The sequence below is a fragment of the Lysinibacillus sp. RU7 genome (assembly GCF_057837305.1).
In genome coordinates, this window is sequence record NZ_JBYQFK010000033.1 from 31510 (window position 1) to 52066 (window position 20557).

Here is a 20557-nt window from a genome sequence, read left to right on the forward strand (position 1 = left end):
CCTGAAAATGTGTCAGCAAAAAAACTTGCCCTTTTATTATCTGAAAAACGCGTTTTAATTGCTGATGCAGATAAAATGTTCTTACCTGAATATAAGAAAGACCATGTTATTCGTTAATGTATTTCTCAAGTACATGACCGTCAAATAAAATATGGAATAGAAAAAATAGCCCAAACTATTGCCTTATTAGAAAATAGAAAGAACTATTATTTTCATCCACCTGGCATTTAGTACAAATTTAAAAACCGCACCAATCGTCAATATGATTGGTGCGGCTTTATTTCCCTAAAAATCTACCCTTACTTATGGTACGGTTCACCGTAGCAGGGCTAAATGAGTTTTTTTCCCTTGTTCATTTTAGATAGCTGGCTGAAGGATCACCCAATCTCTCTCTTCAACAGCTCTTCCGGAAGCAGCTTAAATCCTTCAATCATCGTGTTTTCTTCCACCTCGATCAATAGACAGCGTTTGCCATTGTAATTGACCTGTTTGACATATCTCAAGTCTTGAGGGCTGATCGCAATATTCACTACTTTTGTGCTGATCTTAATGGACTTGGACGCGTAACTCAGAACGATATGGCTTGCTTTCATTTCATACGTTTTGTCTTTAACCACCTGCTGAAATGCCCTTCCCGCTTTTTCCGTATTCACATCTTTTACGCCGCTCGCCTTCAGCACACGTCCAATCTCTTTAGTATCCAAAGTAGGCGTACTCTCTTCTTCCACCACGATTTTCAGTAAATCGTTATCTAACTTAAATTGTTTCAAATCTCTGCTATATCTTTGTTATTCATCTCTAATTTTAACTCCCTAGCTAGTAAGATTCGTGTTTTGGACAAAAAAGAGCATTCAAAGCTACAGTTAGCTTTTGACACTTCTTTATTATAACAATCTTTAAGATGAAGAAGGCCTATCTATTATGGATTGCCTTTGTTCCTCTTGGGTCGTTATGCACCTCTACGTGTTTTGTATATTTTAAAATTAAATTGCTAATAATGTGTATGAATATGAATTTTTTAAGTACGACTAGAAATGTTTTTTCTCAATAAGAGGGGTGGGATGTACATGTTTTGGGAAAAAAAGGAAATTGAAAGTAAGCTTGTTGCTCAATCAATAGCTGAATCAGAATTATCGATAGAAGCTCTGAAAAAAAGCCTCGCTCAAATGGATGATGCAGAATTTGTGGAAATTGACATTTCTGATATTCGAAAAATTCATCTTGTTTACATACGAACTCTCATTGACCAAGAAAAATTAAATGAAAGCATTATAAAACCTTTAACTAATTGTTCCAAACCGTCTATTCAAGATTGCATTGTGAATTCCTCATTTATTCCCATTCCTACTTTTATAGAGGCAAAAAAACAGTTGTTTTCAGGGTCCATTTTGTTATTTGATTCTTCGCAAAACCTTTGGTTAGCTGTGCCATTAAAAAATCCTATTGGACGTGCCATTGAAACTTCCGAAACAGAAACTATCCTGTTCGGAGCAAAAGACAGCTTTAGTGAACAAGTAGAACAAAATATTACGCTTATTCGAAGACGACTCCCCATATATGAACTGAAAGCAGAGAAGTTTACTGTCGGTTCTATGAGTGAGACAAGTGTTGTTTTAATGTACATAGAGGGGCTGACTAATCCAGATTTTGTTTCAACAGTCAAAGAGAAGATTTCTGAAATTAATTTTGATCTCTTCTTTGAATCCTCTCAAGTTGCGGCATTCTTGGAGGAACATCAAAACAGTATTTTTCCTCAGTTTCAGCAAACTGACCGGCCTGATGTAGTTGCTTATTCTCTGGGATTAGGAAAGATCACCCTTCTGGTAGACAATACACCATTTGCTCTTGTTGCACCCATTACTTTTTTCCATTTGTTCCAATCACCCGAGGACTATATTAATCGATGGGTAGTTGCCAGTTTTTTACGTATCATCCGATATGTCAGTTTTATTCTGTCAGTCACATTGATTCCTTTCTATGTGGCATCGACAACTCATCACTATCAAATGATTCCTATACAAACACTTCTGGTCTTGGTGGACTCAAGGAGCAAGCTTCCTTTCACTCCTTTTTGGGAAGCATTTATCATGTTAATTTTTATTGAAATTATAAAAGAAGCAAGTTTAAGGATGCCTACAAAAACAGGTCAAACACTTGGGGTTATTGGTGGTATTGTGATTGGTCAAGCGGCTGTTGAGGCTGGATTCGCTAGCAAAGTATTAATTGTCATGGTCGGGATCTCGACGATAGCTTCCTTTCTTATTCCCAACTACCTTATGACAAAAGCAAATTCATTAATTCAATTGATGCTTCTTGTTTTTTCTTCTTTACTTGGATTAATTGGGATTGCACTAGGAATCATTGCTATTTTAGCCCATCTTAATAGCTTGTCTTCAATCAAGCAACCCTATTTTTCACCAGTTTCCCCTTTCTTTAGAAAGGATTGGATTGACTTATTCATTCGAGGGCCATTAGTCAAAATGATGGAGCGTCCAGAGCATCTTAAACCGCTAAAACTGAAGAGATATAAAACTAGGAGATGACTTGATGGAAACCCACCAATTATTTAAAAAGAATGAAACCTATAATGGGCTCTATGCCATGTTGTTGGTAAATCGTCTCCAAATGCTATACTTTTTTCTGATTATGCCAAATATCTTGATCAATCCATATATGATTTGGGTGCTTATAGCTGTCGGGATATTATCCCAACTAAACCTTCTTCTTTTATCGAAGTGGCTTTTAACCCGTTTATCTAGCAATGGATATAACGGATTTGTCCAATTGTTTGGAAAAAAATTAGTACGATTTCTCTCTTTCATCGGGTTGTTCTTTATTCTACTTAAACTTTCCGTCATAACGTTAGGATTCAGCGAAATTGTTCAAACATTTATGCTTCCATCAACAGATACAAATTTTCTTGTCTTTTTTATTTTGTTGTTCTGTTTTTATGTCGCAGGTAAGGGCGTTGAACATACCATTCGTTTTGTGTTGATTTCTTTTTTCTGTACATTTTGGATGATCACATTTTTCGTTTTTTTCTTCTTTCCTCCAATAGCTCAACTTAGTGATTTGTATCCACTTATTCCAATGGAGTGGAAAGTAGAAAATTGGAAAGCCTTTTTTTTAATTTTGTCTTCCTATTCTGGTCCGGAATTTCTGGTATTTTTGGGACCATGGCTTAAAACAAACAATAAAACCTTTCGCTATTTGTCTTACGGCAACGCTCTCACCGTTGTAGAGTATGTATTCCTATTTACAGCATCCCTACTTTATTTCGGTTCCAATTATTTAAGTAAAAGTCAATATCCAATTATTAATATGGCCCGTTATTTTCAAAACCCAGTGTTTGAACGAATTGATATGGTCATGCTTTCCTTTGAATTATTTAACCTAGTTTTTGCAGTTTCTCTATTTCTACTATTGTTTTATGGAGCATCTAAAATAGCTTTTGGTAATATGAGCAAGCCATCCAGTGGAAAAGGTTTGTTATTCAGTGTATTCCTTATTTTTACCGGAATGGTTCTTGTGAATGAATTATTTTGGAAGTCTTGGGAGAAGCAGAACTTTTTACTGAATCTTCAAATTATAGTTGGAAGCATAAGCTATTTTCTTGTTCCACTTGTTATTGTTTTAGTAATGAAAAAAAAGGGGGTAAAAAAACATGTGTCTACATAAAAAGATATTTAAAAGATTGATACTCCTTTTTATGACTTTTTGGTTATCTGGCTGTGCCCCTTTTACCGAAAATAACCTTATTGAAGAAATTTCTCCCGTTACCTTTTTGTCAATTAGTAAGGGGGATAAAGGAAGATTAAAAGTCAGTACAATTTTGCCTCCTCTAAGTAAAGAAAATAAGATTGTTATGTCGCAAGAAGTCAGCTTATTAAGGGAGGGAGTACAGAAGTACAACTTAAACTTCTACCAGGAAATGAAATCCGGACAAATGCGGATGCTGATAATTAGTGATGAACTTGGGAAAGACGGGATTATGTCCATTATAAATGTACTTTTGACTGATCCGAATATTTCTTTGAGAATCTATTTAGTTATCGTAAAAGGAAATTTTGAAGAATACTTGGAAAGTCAATTGGACAAAGATGAAAACTTTGATTACTCGTTTTACCGAATGCTAAAGCATTATGAGGAAAAAAACCAAGGAGAATTATCTGTCGTTAATCTTCATGAATTTAAAAATTTGCTCTATACTCCTTATTCAGATCCTTTCTTGCCTGTATTCAAAATACAAGAGGATGGGGTCAACTATGAAGGTACAGCCTTGTTTCAAGATGACAAGCTAGTTGAAACTATTTCATCTTTAGATGATCGTATCTTCCAGCTGATAAACAATGATCACTACTTAGAAGTTTTACCGATTCCAGAATTTGAAGTTGTGCTGGGTCATGTTAGATCAAAAATAATAGTAGATATTGATAGCAGCTATTCTACAATGATCTATACCGTGAATATAGACACTAGGATTGAGGAATACCGCGGAGAGAAGCAATTATTTAACCCAAAGGAGTTAGAAAATATGAAAAAAGATATCGAAACCCATCTTGAAAAACAAACACATAAACTAGTTAAAAAGATGCAAGAATTGAAAGTGGATCCATTACAGATTGGCATACAAACAAAAAGACCATTCTCAAAACCAATGGATGAAAAAAAATGGATTGAAATGTTTGAGAAGATGGACATTAAAATAAAATATAATATTAATATCGATCCTTTAACGGATGCAAATTCAAAAAGGCAAAACTTTTAATTTTTCCTATCGAATAACTCATAACGTAAACAAAATCTATCGCTTTGTGTAATTTATGTAATAATTATACAATAAAACAAACGAGCGTTGTGGTCGAAAACTTGGGAAATGACCATGATTTCATCACATCCGCCTGGCTTTCCTCCAAAAATACTAGATACCTCTCCTATAATATCTTTATGTTATTGTTAAGCTATGGCTTTGTAATCCTTTTTTCACCATTAAAAGAAGCTTACCTTTAAATTCATGGACTACTGCTTTATTATAAACAAAAAATATTAAGCATAAACTATTCAAAATTTATACACCCCGTGCTCTAATTGGAAATTTTTTAGTGATTTTTAACAAGATGCAATTACTCAAGAGTTTTTGCGAAGAATTACTACCCAAAAGCACATATTACAACTAAACCTGATAGCGGATTTTATCTTTCCATTTATTTACCTGAAAATGTGTCAGCAAAAAAACTTGCTCTTTTATTATCCGAAAAATGCGTTTTAATCGCTGATGCAGATAAAATGTTCTTACCTGAATATAAGAAAGACAATATTATTCGTTTATGTATTTCTCAAGTCCATGATCATCAAATAAAATGTGGAATAGAAAAAATAGCCGAAACCATTGCCTTATTAGAAAATAGAAAGAACTATTATTTTCATCCCCCTGGCATTTAATACAATTTTAAAAACCGCACCAATCCTCAATATGATTGGTGCGGTTTTATTTCCCTAAAAATCTGCAGGTGCTTTTGATACGGTTCACCGTACCTAATCAAAATGAGATTTCAATTTCATAAATAAAAGAATTGGATTTCTGGACATTCAATGAAACCTCTCCTAGTTTTCTTAACAGGAGATTCTATTTATATTCTACCTTTAGACTCGATTGTGTTATGCTTTGATGGAAAGGTAATAGTAACCGTAGTACCTTTACCTTTCGCACTTTGGATATCTATTGTTCCTTTATATTTTGCTACAATATTGTAGCAAATCATCATACCTAATCCCGTCCCTTTACTTTTAAAAGAGTAAAAAGGAGTACCTAAAGACTGGACTTCTACTTCTGACATTCCTTGTCCATAATCAATGACTTTAATCTCAACAAAACCATTTTTCATACTAGCCGTGATCTCAACCGAATCACCGATTTTGGAGGCCTCAATTGCATTTTTAATTATATTTATTAATAATTGTTTAACTTCTATGGGATTTGCGATGATAACACAATCTTCTATTACATTTAATTCAATATTATTCTCATTCAAAAGTCCATAGGAATGAAGTAAATCTGTTACATTCTGCAGAACATTCTTTACATGAACAGTTCCCGTTCCTTGATCATTATTTGGCTTTGCAACAGATAATAATTGAGAAATCACGTGCTCAGCAGCATTCAATTCACCAATCATCAAAGAAAAGTGTCTCTTTATATCATCACTAACTGAAGGATCTTTTTCGTTTAGCTCCAAAAATCCTTTAACAACCGTCAAAGGATTTCTGATTTCATGAGCAACAGCGGCTGCTAGTTGGCCAGATATCTTCAAACGCTCTGCCTGTTTTATTTTTTCATAATATAATTGCTGTTTTTTAATTCGTCTGTACGATACATAAAATACACAATAGATAATCACTTGACTACCTATAAAGTTTATAATATTTCCTGTTAAATCTTGTTTTATAAAGCCAAATTCATTCCCTTGATCCATTAGTATAATATAACTAAAAGTAAACATTATGGATATACCGTTTAATAGTAAAGAAAAGTAAAAAAGCTTTGCATCAAAAAACAAGATAGCGATTATGGGAATCAAACATAGAAAGATAAAGTTGGACCCAGTCTCTGGATATAAAAAGAAAATAGTATAAAAGTAAGACGATGCTACTATTATGAGTATTATTCTAAAAACATGGGTTACATATCTAGGATAAAGCAATAAACAGACAGATAGCATGACCACAAATGTAACATGTAAGATAAAGCTACTCCCATGCTCACCCATACGTGGATTATCAATAAATACCCCCATGATCATGATGGCTATTACAATTAACATTGCACTATAGTATATTTTTTTATTTATTTGAGTATCCATTCCCTTCATACATACCCCTTGTTTAATCATTTATTGGATATCTCTCATTTTACTTTAATATATGGTTTGGATTTCCTATGTATATTATCATACCATTTCAGCATACAATTACATCTTAATTTGAAAATTGTGAAATAGGTTAGATAAAGCGATATCTTTAATGGTCGAAAAACCTCATTTATTTATGATACTGTTCTCCGTAACATATTTAAATGAGGTTTTTACATACTTTAATACCTACTGCTACCAATAGATTATAAACAGAAATGTGCTTTCTTAAATAGTTTTCCACTAACACTGCAGCCTTTTCAATCCTAGTAATTCATTAACCGCTATTTAATAAGAAAGAGCTTTTCTCGCAAAAATATTTTATGGTATGATGTTTAGGTTATGTATCTACCATGTGACACATTTACATTCATCTAAGAAAAGAGGTATTTATGTACCCCACAAAATTATCCAAGCGACATTGGTTGCTTATCTTAACACTTACTTTATTAACATTTGTTCTCGGGACAAGTGAATTTGTTATTGTCGGAATCTTAACAGATATTTCTTCAAGTCTTCATATGACAAATGCAAAAGCAGGCACACTTGTTTCTGCGTTTGCGATTACGTTTGCTATCGCCACACCACTCGTGATGTCAGCAACAAGTAATTTACCAAAGCGTAAGTGGATGTTGTTTTTGATAGGAGCTTTCATCGTACTGAATGCTTTGTGCGTAATATCCACGAGCTACATCATGCTCCTTGTACTTCGGATTATGACGGCCATTGTAACAGGAGTATTAATCTCTCTAGCCATGATTGTTGCAAGTGAAACCATGCCGATCGAAAAACGCGGACTTGCTATATCATTCGTTTTCGGTGGTTTTACACTTGCAAATGTCGTTGGAGTGCCAATTGGTATTGTAATTGCCGAATGGTACGGCTGGAATGCTACTTTCATGTTAACCACTTTCCTAGGAGGATTGGCGTTTTTGTCATCCTTTTTTGTCTTACCTAATAAACTCAGCCAAGTACGCAGTTCGATACGGGATCAATTTTCTTTAATGACCAAGCCACGAATTTTGATGGCTTTTTTCATTCCTGCTCTCGGATTTGGCGCAACTTATGCCGTCTTTACGTACCTTGTACCTATCTTAAAGGGAATGGGCGCACCAAATCAATCAATTAGTTTAATCTTATTTGGTTACGGATTCATCTCGATTTTCAGCAACATCCTTGCCGGTAAAATTGCCAGCCACAATGCAATTAGTCGTCTTCGGTTTGTTTTTCTCGTGCAGGCAGTTGTTCTGACAAGTTTATTTTGGACTACAAATGATTTTATTTTAGGACTGACAAACATTGGCTTGATGTCGTTAATGGCCATCCTCTTAACAACATCTACTCAGCTTTATTTAATAGACCTTGCCGGAATTTATCAGCCAAATGCAACAGGACTAGCTGCTTCACTTATGCCAGTGGCAAGCAACGTAGGTATCGCTTTTGGTTCTGCATTAGGCGGAATTGTATACCATCAAGGAAATTTAATGAATGTAACATGGGTCGGTGGGGTAGTTGCAGCCTGTGCAAGTCTGCTAACTTTCTTTTGCCATCTTTTAGACCAAAAACAAAAGAAATCAGCTTTAAAATGATAAGAGCAAACGTACATGAGTGAAATTTATTCTACAACGATTATTGCTGGGCTGGGTCTAGTCTTTTTAATTAGTCTACTTGCATACTTCCTTACGAAAAAACGAAGTCATAAAGATTTCTATCTTGTGGTGGTCGTTTTGGTTCACATTCGAGCTACTATAATATTTACATTGACGATTTAAATATTTCAGCAGATGGCGATAAATTTTCTTACTGAAAAGAAGAGATAGTTACCTGTAAAGTGACTTACTTAAATGCAACAGATACTTAGTAGAAATACAAATCAAATAGGTACATTTGTTTCATTCTTATGTGCCTATTTTAATAAACCTCATTTATTTATGATACAGTTCTCCTTAATATAGCTTAGTGCGGTTTCTATATGATACTTATATACAAATCTAATGACGTCTCTACTTCTTTTACGACAAGCTCTATATGTTGATTTTTTCAAGTAGCGTTCTCTACACTTATTTCATTAAATATTGTTCTTTTATATTTTTTTTATCCTCATACATACGCACATCGCAAGTATGATAGAGATGCTCATAATCTCTGCCATCTTCTTCAATAAAAACAATTCCAATACTTGGTACAATTTCAATTTCGATGTCGTCCTGCTTATACAAGTTAACTTGGAATGCATAACGCGCCTCGTTTATTTGCTTTAAAAACTTTTCCTTCGATTCAATTTGCTCAAAAAACATGACAAATTCATCGCCACCTAAACGTGCTAATATATGTGGCTTTGGTAAATTTTCACGCCAGCAATTCGCCGTAAAAATTAACACATTGTCCCCTGTTTGATGACCGTATGTGTCATTGATTTCTTTAAAAAAGTTTAAATCACATATCATTAATGCACTGTCTTTTTTTCTGGACTGTGCCAACTGTCGTTTTACTTCTTCCTCGAAATAAGTACGATTATATATACCTGTTAGTACATCGCGATGAGCTAAATGTTCATTTAAATTTCTACGCTGAAACTCCAAGGTTACTTCGTGTACCATACAATAATAATACGTTTCGTCTGCTATATTGGCTTTAGATGCATCGATCAAAACAATGTTTTCAACTCCATCTTCATTTAAATAATTAATCCGATAACCTTTGATGTATAATTCTTCATCTAAATGCGCAAACAAATAATCTAATACAGTTGGCTCATTCGTATAATTGAAATAATTTCGGAAATCCGTATTTACTCTCATATGATAATTCAACTTCCCAATCTCATTGACATCTAGCACTCGCTTATTTTTATCGAGTATAACAATCGGTGTAGCGGAAGTTTCCATAAGGGAAGAATAACGCTTTACAGCACTTGATACTAAATTTAGCTTTACCATTAAATATGAAATGAACGTACATATTAATACCATCACCAATAATGCTGGTGTAGCTGGCATTACATACTTTAAGTGAATTAAATCTAACTGCCAGAGAACTACTCCGGCAAACATAATAGCAGTAAATGATATGCATACTTTAAAGAACAAGCGATAATCGGTAGTCTTTGCATATTTGTAGCCTACATATAAAAGAACTAAAATAACGGCACACATTCCGATATTCGCCATGTCAGAAATGTGTCCGAAGCTACCATCTTGACCAAGCCGGTTATCTACAGCTACTTGCTTGATGGCACTTTCTAAAAAGCCAACACAAAGCATCAAAATACAAAAGCCGTATAAAACGTGAGGCATCCATGACATTTTGGTAGGTTTCATTGTTTTTACAATGTCATATATTATATGAAGAATGAGTACAAAGCATAAATTAAAGGCAACTAACACAACGTAAAGATGTAAAAAACGACTAAATTCCGTTGGCACAAGTACGGAAATATAATCAAACGTATAGCCAATAGCAATTAAAAAAATACTTGTTGCTAACAATCTTGCTCTTTTATAAGGAAAAGATTTTACTAACATATATGTACCTAAAATATATAAATATATACTAGGTATCACAAACACTAATACATTACGCATTGCCATTTCTGTAATCATACAACACCTCCTTTTTAACAAAATATGTAACAAATTATTTATTATAACAATTTATTTTTTCGAAGCAAAAGATATATTACTAGCTAGAATTTTAATATGAAGACATCGTTTATATGTAATTTTCTGTTAGAATTAAGAAGAAATATACTACTCAAAAACAAACCCCTTTAGACCGTTGTCATTTCAACGTTCTAAAGGGGTTTTTCAGAAACCGCACTTACTTATAATAAGATTCATCGTACTATATATTAAATTCCTAATATATTTCACAAGGGAAACATAGGACCCTTATTTCCCTAATAATCCGCAGTTACTTTTGATACGGTTCACCATAAAGTAGCTAAGTGAGTGCTTTTAATTCAATTCTTACTATATAAAAGAAACGCCATTTCCTGAATTTTGAAAAATGGCGTTTCTAGTTATTTGTATAAGCTAATTTTATGTTAAAAACTTAGTTACTCCAATATATGCCAGTACCTTTCTTACCAAAATAGCTCATTAATTTTGGCAACGCAACACCAAAAACGGACTTCGATTAAGCTACTAATTGATTATATATTCTTGTGACTCTTTTTAATTGAGGAGCCGTTAATTCGTTTTCTCGTTCTCGCAACACATTCAAGAACTCTGTCTTATTTTCATCCGTAATAGCATAAAGGATGCTTTCCGAATGTGGAGGTATTTCTTTTGATTCGCAATTTTTTAGATGCTGAAGTAAAAACGGAAAAATCAAATCATTATTTTCCTCGCTCACAGCAGCTAGCTTTGCAAGAGTTATTATCCCACGATCAACCGTAATAGCTGAACCTTCTTTTATAGCATTTTTCACTAGGTCAAGATGTGCCATAATGATTTCTGGTGCAAGATCAGCAATCGTTGCTAATGCCGACATCCCACCCCAAATTAAACGGTTATTTCGGCTTTTTAGTAGCTCTAAAAAATTTTGAGCATATTTGCGAATGAGTTCGGGTTTAACATATCCAATTTCATATGCGACTTTTATGCAGTCTGATTGAATTCTTTTATTTTTATTCGACAGATTTTCAATGATTTCTTCTATCCCCACGTGATTTTCTTCACGAGCTAATTCATGAGCCAACTCAACATTCGGTACTGCCCCACTAATATTTAATTGAGATGCTAATTTATTAATTACTGACATGTTTATCCCTCTTTTATCAGGTTTATTTCATATACATCTAATTATGTTGCTATTGAATAATTACGCCAAAATCTTTTAAAAGTCCTTCTTTTTCAAATTTCCATTCAATTTATAAATTGTTAGTGCTTGATTGAAGTAAGTTGTATTAAATCTTTATAATGCTCAGTGGCTTGCGCTTAATGAAATATTACAATCAGCTAAACGCTTTTCTATTCAAATAACAATCGGTGAATAGCTTGACTTCATTGGGTTCACCTTACCATATATCAAATCCCTCATATACTTCACAAGTAAAACATAGAACCATTATTTTCCTTAATTCATTCCAAATAAACCCCAAAGTTGAACAATTAAAATTACATGCTGCCCCATCGAACATTCCCAATCGAATTCACATGCAATCACTGCATAGAAGAATCCCCTAATTCAACTTCCCCTTCTCCGCCTTCCTCGCAAAATACCGATTCAACCTAAATTCACATATCTCTTTAACCCATCCATACATCGTTTCTTGCATGGCTCGTTCAATTTCTACGTTGAAGCCAAATGCACCGTCTTCAAAGTACAACAAGCCTTTACTGCTGCCAGACCATTTTGTCATGGGCATTTTTTCAAGTAATGAAATGACTTTTTTATCGATTAAATCAATTGGATCAATTTGACTTCTCGTTGGGTGGGCTAAATATTGTGCAAATGTGGGTGCTAGTTCAGAAGCTGTGATCGCTTTATACCAATTGGCTGCGCCACGCTCCAGCATGCCCTTTAACAGGACCATCTTATAGCTTTTCGTCATAGCTGTTTTTTCGATTTCTACTAGTAGTTGCTCGTGTTTTTCAAAAGCTGCGAGTTCTTCAGCTGTCAGTTCCTTTGCCTGCTTTAGCATGCCGATGTAGGAGCCAAATTCCCTCGCAATATTGATATCGTAAAACCCACTTTGCAAATACATTTCTAAATAGCTCGGTCTTCTCCCTAACTCTGCCTTTACATTCATATAGGCATCCATTATTTGTTCCTTATACGAGCTATTTTTCTTAATGATTTCTTTTAATAAATCAATCACATCAAGATCCATATTCACTATACAGTCCGTCCCTGGAATCATATGTGTATGCTCAGGTATGAATTTTTTGTTTGGGAGTAGTTCTGGATAAAAGAGTCGGAGTTTGCGGTCTGCATTGCGGTAATTGCCGATGCAATCAATAATGACACAGTGAGATTTTCCTTCCGCTAGGCGTAATCCACGACCAATTTGCTGTGTAAAAATAGCAATCGATTCGGTTGGTCGAACAAAAAGCAATGTATCGACCGTTGGAATATCCACACCTTCATTAAATAAGTCAACCGTAAAGATCAGGTCAATTTCACCATGAATTAATTGCTCTCGGATTTTTTTACGTTCTCCCCTCGTATTGCTTCCCGTGAGTACCTCGGCTTTTACACCTTGCTTAACAAAATAATTTGTTAAATACGTTGCCTGCTTAACAGAAGAACAAAATCCAATCGTTCTTGTTTGTTTATATTTCAACCAATTTTCATATATCTTATTAACGACATCCTCTTGTAGCTGTGCCGCTGTTAATTGCTCCTCATCATACCCTGTACCTAACCAACGAATTTGCGCGTAATCAATTTCGTCTCGAATACCGTAATAGTGGAATGGGCTTAACCATTTATGTGCAATCGCATCTAGAAAGTGCACTTCTATCGCGACATTGCCATCACAAATCGCATACACATCTTTATTGTCCAGTCGATCGGGTGTTGCCGTAATCCCGAGTAAAAATGACGGTTTAAAATACTCGATTAACCGATTATATGTAGGGGCTGCGGCATGATGAAATTCATCAATAACAATTAAATCAAACGCGTCTTCATTAAATTTTGCTAAATGCTGCTTTTGTGCAATCGTATACACGGAAGCAAATAGCATGTCTGCATCTGTATTTTTTTCGATGCCATTATAATAGCCTGTCGTTCTATTCGGATGTACATGTAAAAAGGCTTCTTTTGCTTGCTCTAGAATTTCATCGCGATGTGCAACAAATAGTACTCGTTTAAAATACTTCGCAAAAAATGCGGCTAAATACGTTTTCCCAAGTCCTGTTGCTAGCACTGCCATTGCTTTATCATAGCCTTGCTGTAGCGTTGCCTTTAATGCCGAAAGTGCTAGTTGTTGAGCTGGTCTTGGCTCTAGTACCGTCACTTCAAGCTTCTCATCTTTTGCTATAGATGCTTTCGATTCCGTTCCATACATAAGACCGACTTCTTCAGCCTCGCTCCATTTATCAGACAGTGCCATCACTCGATTGGCTTCTTTATACCGTTTTTCATAGTCATCAATACGTACCTTGTTCACAGGTATCGTATTTTCTGAATAGAAAACGCGATTAAATTCATCCATCGATTGCTCAAAAGTCGGTAAATCGATTGTATGTAAACTCCACTCGATTCCTGTCGTTAAAGCGGAGCGTGACAAATTAGAAGAACCAACGATCACATGTTGGCTCCCCTCATGTCTAAATAAATAAGCCTTTGGATGGAAAGACCGCCCATACGTTTGATAAAGTCGTATTTCTGCTTGCGGAAGATTCGCTAATAAAGTTCGAAGTGCCTCTGGTTGTGTAATCGATAAATAATCACCGACTAACAATTGAATTTCAGCACCTCGTTCAGATGCCTTTTTGAGTGTTGGAAGCATTAAATCGACGCCAGATTTCATCGCAAAAGCAGTGATCCAGCAAATATGAACGGCCTCTTCACTTAAATCCTTCAATTCATTCATTAAATTTGCTGTAATGAGCTTCACTTACTTATCCTCTACATCCATCAAATAAAGCCCTTTATCAAAACCACCGCGCTTTTCCTTCTTTTTCACACGGACAGCTTCTAGCTCATCAAATGACTTGCCATATACTTTTAAAGCAGCATGTAGCAGTTCTAACACATCCGCCATTTCTTCTATTGCATCTTGTTCATTTGTCGTCTCGTCAAATTCTTTCGCTTCCTCGTATAGCTTTTTCTTAATTTCTGTAAGATGCTCTTCTGGTGCTAGTGTACGGGCATTATATGAAAGACCGTCTGCTTCTATAATTTCTAAAATGCGATCACGAATTAGTTTGTTGTATACTGGCATAATTTCACCTCTTCTATTTAATACATCTATTTTAGCAAACTATGTTCTATTTCATATATGATATCTTTCATCATTTCGCTTTAATTAAATTTCCATATTTATTCCAGAACATAAATACTTTATACTAATCATAAGGAGGAATGAACATGTTGAAGCAATTCATGAAAAAAGTTAAAAATACGATTGAATCACATAAAGATTATCGAAATGCGACAGGAAATTCTTTGCTAGATGTCGTTACAAACAAGGGGCTGTTCGGGGAGTATTTATCTAATTTCGCTTTAAATGAGGTACAAGGAGCGAGCAGAACCCTTTACAATATTTATATCCCGAAAAAGAACGGCAAACCTACTGAAATTGATTTAGTGTTTATTCATGAGACAGGGATTTATGCTATCGAGTCCAAAAATTATTCCGCATGGATATACGGGAATGGCGACCATAAAAATTGGACACAAGTATTTCCTAACCGTAAAAAATATTCTTTCTATAACCCGATTAAGCAAAACGAAACACATATCCGCGCCTTGCAACATGTATTACCGAACATCCCTACCGAGGCATATACAAACTTAGTCGTATTCAGCGAACGCTGCGAACTAAAGGAGATTCACTACACACAACAGCAAACACATGTCATTAAACGCCCTGCCCTTCGCAAGTTAATAGAAGAGCTAACAAATAAAAACCCTAATCTGTTCACAACGGCTGAAGTCATTAAAATTTATACGGATTTAAAAAGATTCGCCGTTACGGATCCAGCGATCATTGAACAGCATAAACAAGATATAGCACAATATAAAAAATAAGGCTGCATGACTACCTACTCTTCTATCAAGTTATTTCACAAGCTGCTCAACGCATTCTTTAAAAAGTTGATAAAAACTAATACTTCTTCTGATTCTACTTTTGTTAATACATACGTATAGGAGGTTGGTGGAGTGATTTTATCTGCTTTTATCTCTACCAACTTATTCGTTGTTAGTTCTTCTTTAATCATCGTAATGGGTAAATATGAAATGCCGAGACCTTCTTCGATAAAACGTTTTGTCACTTCTATTTGATTTACTTTCATCGTTCGAACAGTTGGATAATGTCTCTTAATATCGTTTAAAAGATGATCCCAATAATCCGGATGATTATGTGTAACTAACCGATATTTATGTATTGCGGTTTGTTCGTCAAGGTCAGATGCCTCTTTACAATTAGGCCCAACCAAAATGACAGGTTCTTTATGAACAGTATTAACTTTAATATTTGTTTGAATCGGAAGTAGTCTTGACAATCCTATATCTGCTTTTCCGACACTGATTTCTTCGCCTATATCATAAGATTTCAGTATATTTATAATGACCTCTATATTTGGATGTTCATTTATAAAATGACGCACTAAAGAGGGAAGGAAGGATGATGCAATTTGTGGTGCAGTAGCAATAACTAACTTTCGATTATAACCTTGTTTCCAAGATTCAAACTCTTCCATTCCTTCCTCATACTTCGTTAAAAACTCTGTCGCATATGAATAAAACTTATGACCTGCTGAAGTGAGAATTACTTTAGTTCCTATCCTTTCAAATAATTGAATGTTCAGATGTTCTTCTAACCTTTGAATATGTTTAGTTACAGCAGGTTGAGTTAGAAAAAGTTCTTCTGAGGCTTTTCTAAAATTCTCAAACTTTGCTGTAACAACGAAAGTCTTTATCCACTTAATCTCCATATATACCTCCACATTAATAACGATTTGTTATTGAAAAATGATTTTTTCGTTAATACCTATTATCAACCTTTTCAATTATAATTCAATTAACAAATATATACAGTAAGGAGAGAATGGATATGGAAACATTTCAAGGTACAAAAGATTATTGGGATGCCAGTTTATACGATGGTAAGCATTCATTTGTTTCAAAATATGGGAATAGTTTGGTGGAATTATTAGCTCCCAAGGATCGGGAAAGAATTCTTGACCTTGGTTGCGGAACTGGAGATTTAGCCGGTACGTTATATGAGTGTGGTGTGGAAGTTGTAGGTGTAGATAAATCTGAAAGCATGGTGAAACAAGCCATTAGTAAATACCCGCATATACAGTTTTTTGTCCAGGATGCAACGAACCTAGTATACGATTGTGAATTTGATGCGGTATTTTCAAATGCAACACTTCATTGGGTAAAGCCACCTATTAAAGCAGTACAAGCTATCTATCATAGTTTGAAACAAGGCGGAAGATTTGTTGCTGAATTTGGAGGAAAAGGCAACGTACAAACAATTACTGCTGAAATCATTCGACAAATAAAAAATTCAGGATTCGAATTTAAAGCAGAACAGTTTCCTTGGTTTTATCCAAGCATTGCAGAGTATTCGAAGCTAATGGAAGAGGTAGGGTTTAGAGTGACATTTGCTCAACACTATGATCGACCAACACAATTAGATGGAGACAATGGATTAAGAAACTGGATTCATATGTTTGGCGGTATGCTATTTGCTAATATTCCTGAACATACAAAAGATCAAATAATCGAAAATGTTGAACACAATTTAAAAGAAATTTTGTATCAAGAAGGAAATTGGATCGCAGATTATAAAAGGATTCGTGTAGTTGGAGTAAAATAAAACTGAACTAATGAAAGGAAGCCCTTATACTTATACACTAATTACGCCTGATTGTGGGACAAGTACCCAGATGGAAATATAGACATCCTACAATAGATAATTACGCTATCTATATATTAGGGTGAAAACTTATCTGCACCGTGTTCCTATATAATTGTAATTATAGGAAATATCTTTTCTTAGTGATTTTTGAGAAGTTGTGCTATATTCAAAGGGTCAGGAGTGAGTTGATGAAAAAGGTTTTAACAATTATGGCGATAATTCTTGTTTTACTCGGAGGAGCTGGCTATGCTGTGTGGCATTTTGGCACAAATATCGCTTCCGAAAAAATAATCGAAAAAGTGGAATCTACTTTAGATGACGAAAATCTAGAAGAAGTAAAATCCTATATCGAGAACGATTCGAAGATTCAAGAAATTGTAAGCGAGGCAGCAACTACAAATCCGGATACGCTTCCCTTCCAAACTAAAGAAGAAGCGACACGTGTGTTAATCAAAAAAGTGGGCGTTAATCGTTTACTTGATATTCAAGAACAAGTACAAAACGGTTCAATTAGTCAGGATGAAGTATTATCCGAAATTGAAGGTAAACTGTCTGAGGATGAAATTTCTGCTTTAAAATATGTTTTATATACGGAATTGAATCAATAAAATATCCCCAAATCTTAAGCAAAAAGGAGTGCCCAAAAAGTAGGTCACTCCTTTAAATGTATAAAATTTAACGTTTTTCTTCTATTCCTTCATCGTCTGTCCAACATTCAACGTCTCCAATATTAGGTACGTTTTTCTTATAGAATACTGGATCTTTCCCTTGCTTACGTTGGATTAAATAATCGTCAATAACTGGTTTTGCTACTTTCCAAAGTAACAAAATCGCGATTAAGTTGATGATGGCCATAATGCCCATAAATAAATCCGCTAAATCCCATACAACTTGTACTTTTGCAACTGCACCAAACATAACGAAGAGTACCACAAATATACGGAATACAATTAAAGTATTTTTTGATTCTTTAATAAATTCAATATTCGATTCACCATAGTAGTAGTTACCAATAACCGTACTAAAGGCAAACATAAATACAATGATTGCTAAAAAGCTCCCTGCCCAATCACCCAGGTTTCCGACTAAGGAAGCTTGCGTTAAATTGACAGACGTAGCGTCAGATTGCAGATACGCATCACCCAATAATACGATGGCAGCCGTTGCAGTACAAACTAATAATGTATCAATAAATACACCGAGTGCTTGAATCAAGCCTTGCTTTACGGGGTGAGAAACAGATGCTGTTGCTGCTGCATTCGGTGCAGAACCCATCCCTGCTTCATTGGAGAATAAACCACGTTTAATCCCATTCATGATGGCTGCCCCTAACATGCCGGCAAAAGCTTCTTCCAATCCAAAGGCAGATTTAATAATTAGGACAAATACATTCGGAAGTTCTGAAATATTGATGATGACCACAACAAGTGCAATGACAATATATAAAATGGCCATAACTGGCACAACGACTTGAGTGAAGCTGACAATTCGCTTTAACCCACCAAAGACAATGATGCCTGTTAAAGCAGCCATGATTAAACCTACTACAACACGATTAGCACCAAAGCTTTCTTCAAAGGCAATTGAAATCGTATTGGCTTGTACGGCATTAAAAACAAAGCCGTAAGTAATGGTAATAGCAACGGCAAAAAGAATGCCCATCCACCTTTTATTTAAACCTTTTTCCATATAATAGGCAGGACCGCCACGAAACAATCCAGTACGATCGTCTTTCACTTTATATACTTGTGCTAATGTACTTTCAATCAGTGCAGATGCTCCACCAATTAGCGCAATCATCCACATCCAAAAGACCGCACCAGGACCGCCAAGAGCTATCGCCGTCGCAACCCCCGCAATATTACCCGTTCCAATACGAGAAGCCGCGGATATTGTAAAGGCCTGGAAAGAAGAGATCCCCTTTTTCCCCGACTTATCTTTTGGCGCTGCTTCTGTAATAAGTTTAAACATTTCTGGGATTAATCTAAATTGAATAAACTTCGTTTTAAAGGTAAAAAACAAACCCGTTCCTACTAACAATATGATTAATACATACGAGTATAAAATTGTATTTACTTCACCTAGAACACTACTAAACCAATCCATACATTCACTTCCTTCATTTAATAGAATTTCCTGTTCACTCCATAGGAACAAAAATTAGAAAATAAAATATTTCTGACTTTTGCCACCCTCTTCTTCCCATACATGTGATAGCCTGATTCATTTTAAAACAATCGGCGAATATATATGTTAAAAATCTGATAATTCCAAAATTAACAGAAGAGGTGAATAAACTTCTGAGGGAACAGTACAAAACCTTTGACTACAAGCCCAGGACGTTCCCTCCAAAAGCATTCTCGGAACAGAAACCATTTTTCATTATACTAAAAAAACACCATTTTTTTCAATGAAAAATGGTGTTTTTGAAATTTAAATTGTCATTTATCAGAAATTTGATTTGTTTGCTTAAATTCTTGATATTCTTTAGTGCTATTACTTTATTTTCGGTAATGTATAATGGATTTCTCTAAATGAAACAAGATGATTTTTTAGGCTATTGTCTTAAAGATTGCTACTTTTCAAAGATGCTACATATGTGCATTTTCATGTTCCGGCATAACAGTTGGCTTTAAAAAGTGAAAAATAAATATTTTTAACGGTTCACTGCAAGTTTTTGCTCGGATACGGTAAGGTTTTGACCGGATACAGTGATTTTTTGACCGGATAGTGCAACTTTTTGACCGTTTACCGTGGGCTTTTGCTCGGATACGGTAATTTTTTGCCCATACCAAGGCTTTTGACCGGATACCGTAACTTTTTGACCGTTTAAACTGGGCTTTTGCTCGGATACGGCAAGGTTTTGCTCGTACCGAGTTGTTTTGACCAGATAACGCGGCTTTTTGCTCGGATAGCGCAGCTTTTTGACCGTTCACACTGGGCTTTTGCTCGGATACGGCAAGGTTTTGCTCGTACCGAGTTGTTTTGACCGGATAACGCGGCTTTTTGCTCGGATAGCACAGCTTTTTGACCGTTCACACTGGGCTTTTGCTCGGATACGGCAAGGTTTTGCTCGCACCGAGTTGTTTTGACCGGATAC

General features: G+C 35.1%; 15 protein-coding genes and 1 pseudogene. 7 read left to right on the forward strand and 9 right to left on the reverse strand.

All coding sequences use genetic code 11. The annotated features are described in order from the left end of the window. Positions 1 to 377: 377 nt before the first annotated feature. A pseudogene (locus AC3II9_RS18980) lies at positions 378 to 725 on the reverse strand (DUF4317 family protein); the annotation flags it as partial. A gap of 342 nt (positions 726 to 1067) precedes the next feature. Between AC3II9_RS18980 and AC3II9_RS18985 the strand changes: the two are divergent. The 3 genes from AC3II9_RS18985 to AC3II9_RS18995 are packed head-to-tail and all read left to right on the forward strand — an operon-like array spanning position 1068 to position 4768. Then, the gene (locus AC3II9_RS18985; RefSeq protein WP_489157970.1) at positions 1068 to 2543 is read left to right on the forward strand and encodes a spore germination protein; all 1476 of its coding nucleotides are present in this window, start codon (positions 1068 to 1070) and stop codon (positions 2541 to 2543) included. 4 nt (positions 2544 to 2547) lie between these two features. Continuing rightward, positions 2548 to 3678, forward strand: a complete 1131-nt coding sequence (locus tag AC3II9_RS18990; RefSeq protein ID WP_489157972.1) for a GerAB/ArcD/ProY family transporter — start codon at positions 2548 to 2550, stop codon at positions 3676 to 3678. Next, positions 3665 to 4768, forward strand: a complete 1104-nt coding sequence (locus tag AC3II9_RS18995; RefSeq protein WP_489157974.1) for a Ger(x)C family spore germination protein — start codon at positions 3665 to 3667, stop codon at positions 4766 to 4768. The genes AC3II9_RS18990 and AC3II9_RS18995 overlap by 14 nt, the downstream gene beginning before the upstream one ends. A gap of 862 nt (positions 4769 to 5630) precedes the next feature. On the opposite strand, the gene AC3II9_RS19000 is transcribed toward AC3II9_RS18995, so the two are convergent. Further along, a complete protein-coding gene (locus AC3II9_RS19000; RefSeq protein ID WP_489157976.1) occupies positions 5631 to 6869 on the reverse strand; it encodes an ATP-binding protein in 1239 nt (412 codons plus the stop codon). A 431-nt stretch (positions 6870 to 7300) separates the two neighbouring features. Between AC3II9_RS19000 and AC3II9_RS19005 the strand changes: the two genes are divergently transcribed. Continuing rightward, the gene (locus tag AC3II9_RS19005) at positions 7301 to 8497 is read left to right on the forward strand and encodes an MFS transporter (protein WP_489157978.1); all 1197 of its coding nucleotides are present in this window, start codon (positions 7301 to 7303) and stop codon (positions 8495 to 8497) included. Positions 8498 to 8968: 471 nt separating this feature from the next. Here AC3II9_RS19005 and AC3II9_RS19010 read toward each other — a convergent pair whose 3' ends face one another. The 4 genes from AC3II9_RS19010 to AC3II9_RS19025 all read right to left on the reverse strand — a co-directional run bounded on the left by AC3II9_RS19010 (position 8969) and on the right by AC3II9_RS19025 (position 14805). After that, the gene (locus tag AC3II9_RS19010; protein ID WP_489157980.1) at positions 8969 to 10510 is read right to left on the reverse strand and encodes a GGDEF domain-containing protein; all 1542 of its coding nucleotides are present in this window, start codon (positions 10508 to 10510) and stop codon (positions 8969 to 8971) included. 535 nt (positions 10511 to 11045) lie between these two features. Beyond that, positions 11046 to 11672 carry a hypothetical protein gene (locus tag AC3II9_RS19015; RefSeq protein ID WP_489157982.1) on the reverse strand — a complete coding sequence of 209 codons (627 nt, stop codon included), beginning with the start codon at positions 11670 to 11672 and terminating at the stop codon, positions 11046 to 11048. A 421-nt stretch (positions 11673 to 12093) separates the two neighbouring features. Next, on the reverse strand, positions 12094 to 14454 hold the full coding sequence (locus tag AC3II9_RS19020; protein ID WP_489158003.1) for a DEAD/DEAH box helicase family protein: 2361 nt from the start codon (positions 14452 to 14454) through the stop codon (positions 12094 to 12096). Between the two features lie 24 nt (positions 14455 to 14478). Further along, positions 14479 to 14805 (reverse strand): nucleoside triphosphate pyrophosphohydrolase, encoded by a 327-nt coding sequence (locus AC3II9_RS19025; RefSeq protein ID WP_489157984.1) that lies wholly within the window; start codon positions 14803 to 14805, stop codon positions 14479 to 14481. A 146-nt stretch (positions 14806 to 14951) separates the two neighbouring features. Between AC3II9_RS19025 and AC3II9_RS19030 the strand changes: the two genes are divergently transcribed. After that, positions 14952 to 15614, forward strand: a complete 663-nt coding sequence (locus AC3II9_RS19030; RefSeq protein ID WP_489157986.1) for a nuclease-related domain-containing protein — start codon at positions 14952 to 14954, stop codon at positions 15612 to 15614. 35 nt (positions 15615 to 15649) lie between these two features. Here the strand turns inward: AC3II9_RS19030 and AC3II9_RS19035 are convergent, their stop codons facing one another. Continuing rightward, positions 15650 to 16522: a LysR family transcriptional regulator gene (locus AC3II9_RS19035; RefSeq protein ID WP_489157988.1), complete on the reverse strand. Its 873-nt coding sequence runs from the start codon at positions 16520 to 16522 to the stop codon at positions 15650 to 15652. 119 nt (positions 16523 to 16641) lie between these two features. Between AC3II9_RS19035 and AC3II9_RS19040 the strand changes: the two genes are divergently transcribed. Next, on the forward strand, positions 16642 to 17415 hold the full coding sequence (locus AC3II9_RS19040) for a class I SAM-dependent methyltransferase (protein ID WP_489157990.1): 774 nt from the start codon (positions 16642 to 16644) through the stop codon (positions 17413 to 17415). 230 nt (positions 17416 to 17645) lie between these two features. Beyond that, positions 17646 to 18065, forward strand: coding sequence for a hypothetical protein (locus AC3II9_RS19045; RefSeq protein ID WP_489157991.1), 420 nt, complete (start codon positions 17646 to 17648; stop codon positions 18063 to 18065). A gap of 67 nt (positions 18066 to 18132) precedes the next feature. Here AC3II9_RS19045 and AC3II9_RS19050 read toward each other — a convergent pair whose 3' ends face one another. Further along, positions 18133 to 19563, reverse strand: coding sequence for an alanine/glycine:cation symporter family protein (locus tag AC3II9_RS19050; protein ID WP_489157993.1), 1431 nt, complete (start codon positions 19561 to 19563; stop codon positions 18133 to 18135). A 723-nt stretch (positions 19564 to 20286) separates the two neighbouring features. Beyond that, the coding region (locus tag AC3II9_RS19055) for a hypothetical protein (RefSeq protein WP_489157995.1) at positions 20287 to 20557 on the reverse strand (271 nt) is incomplete at its 5' end.

Bases quoted from the DNA above. Each gene is read 5' to 3' on its own strand.
- AC3II9_RS18985 (WP_489157970.1), top strand. From the start codon at position 1,068: ATGTTTTGGGAAAAAAAGGAAATTGAAAGTAAGCTTGTTGCTCAATCA.
- AC3II9_RS18990 (WP_489157972.1), top strand. From the start codon at position 2,548: ATGGAAACCCACCAATTATTTAAAAAGAATGAAACCTATAATGGGCTC.
- AC3II9_RS18995 (WP_489157974.1), top strand. From the start codon at position 3,665: ATGTGTCTACATAAAAAGATATTTAAAAGATTGATACTCCTTTTTATG.
- AC3II9_RS19000 (WP_489157976.1), bottom strand. From the start codon at position 6,869: ATGAAGGGAATGGATACTCAAATAAATAAAAAAATATACTATAGTGCA.
- AC3II9_RS19005 (WP_489157978.1), top strand. From the start codon at position 7,301: ATGTACCCCACAAAATTATCCAAGCGACATTGGTTGCTTATCTTAACA.
- AC3II9_RS19010 (WP_489157980.1), bottom strand. From the start codon at position 10,510: ATGATTACAGAAATGGCAATGCGTAATGTATTAGTGTTTGTGATACCT.
- AC3II9_RS19015 (WP_489157982.1), bottom strand. From the start codon at position 11,672: ATGTCAGTAATTAATAAATTAGCATCTCAATTAAATATTAGTGGGGCA.
- AC3II9_RS19020 (WP_489158003.1), bottom strand. From the start codon at position 14,454: ATGAATGAATTGAAGGATTTAAGTGAAGAGGCCGTTCATATTTGCTGG.
- AC3II9_RS19025 (WP_489157984.1), bottom strand. From the start codon at position 14,805: ATGCCAGTATACAACAAACTAATTCGTGATCGCATTTTAGAAATTATA.
- AC3II9_RS19030 (WP_489157986.1), top strand. From the start codon at position 14,952: ATGTTGAAGCAATTCATGAAAAAAGTTAAAAATACGATTGAATCACAT.
- AC3II9_RS19035 (WP_489157988.1), bottom strand. From the start codon at position 16,522: ATGGAGATTAAGTGGATAAAGACTTTCGTTGTTACAGCAAAGTTTGAG.
- AC3II9_RS19040 (WP_489157990.1), top strand. From the start codon at position 16,642: ATGGAAACATTTCAAGGTACAAAAGATTATTGGGATGCCAGTTTATAC.
- AC3II9_RS19045 (WP_489157991.1), top strand. From the start codon at position 17,646: ATGAAAAAGGTTTTAACAATTATGGCGATAATTCTTGTTTTACTCGGA.
- AC3II9_RS19050 (WP_489157993.1), bottom strand. From the start codon at position 19,563: ATGGATTGGTTTAGTAGTGTTCTAGGTGAAGTAAATACAATTTTATAC.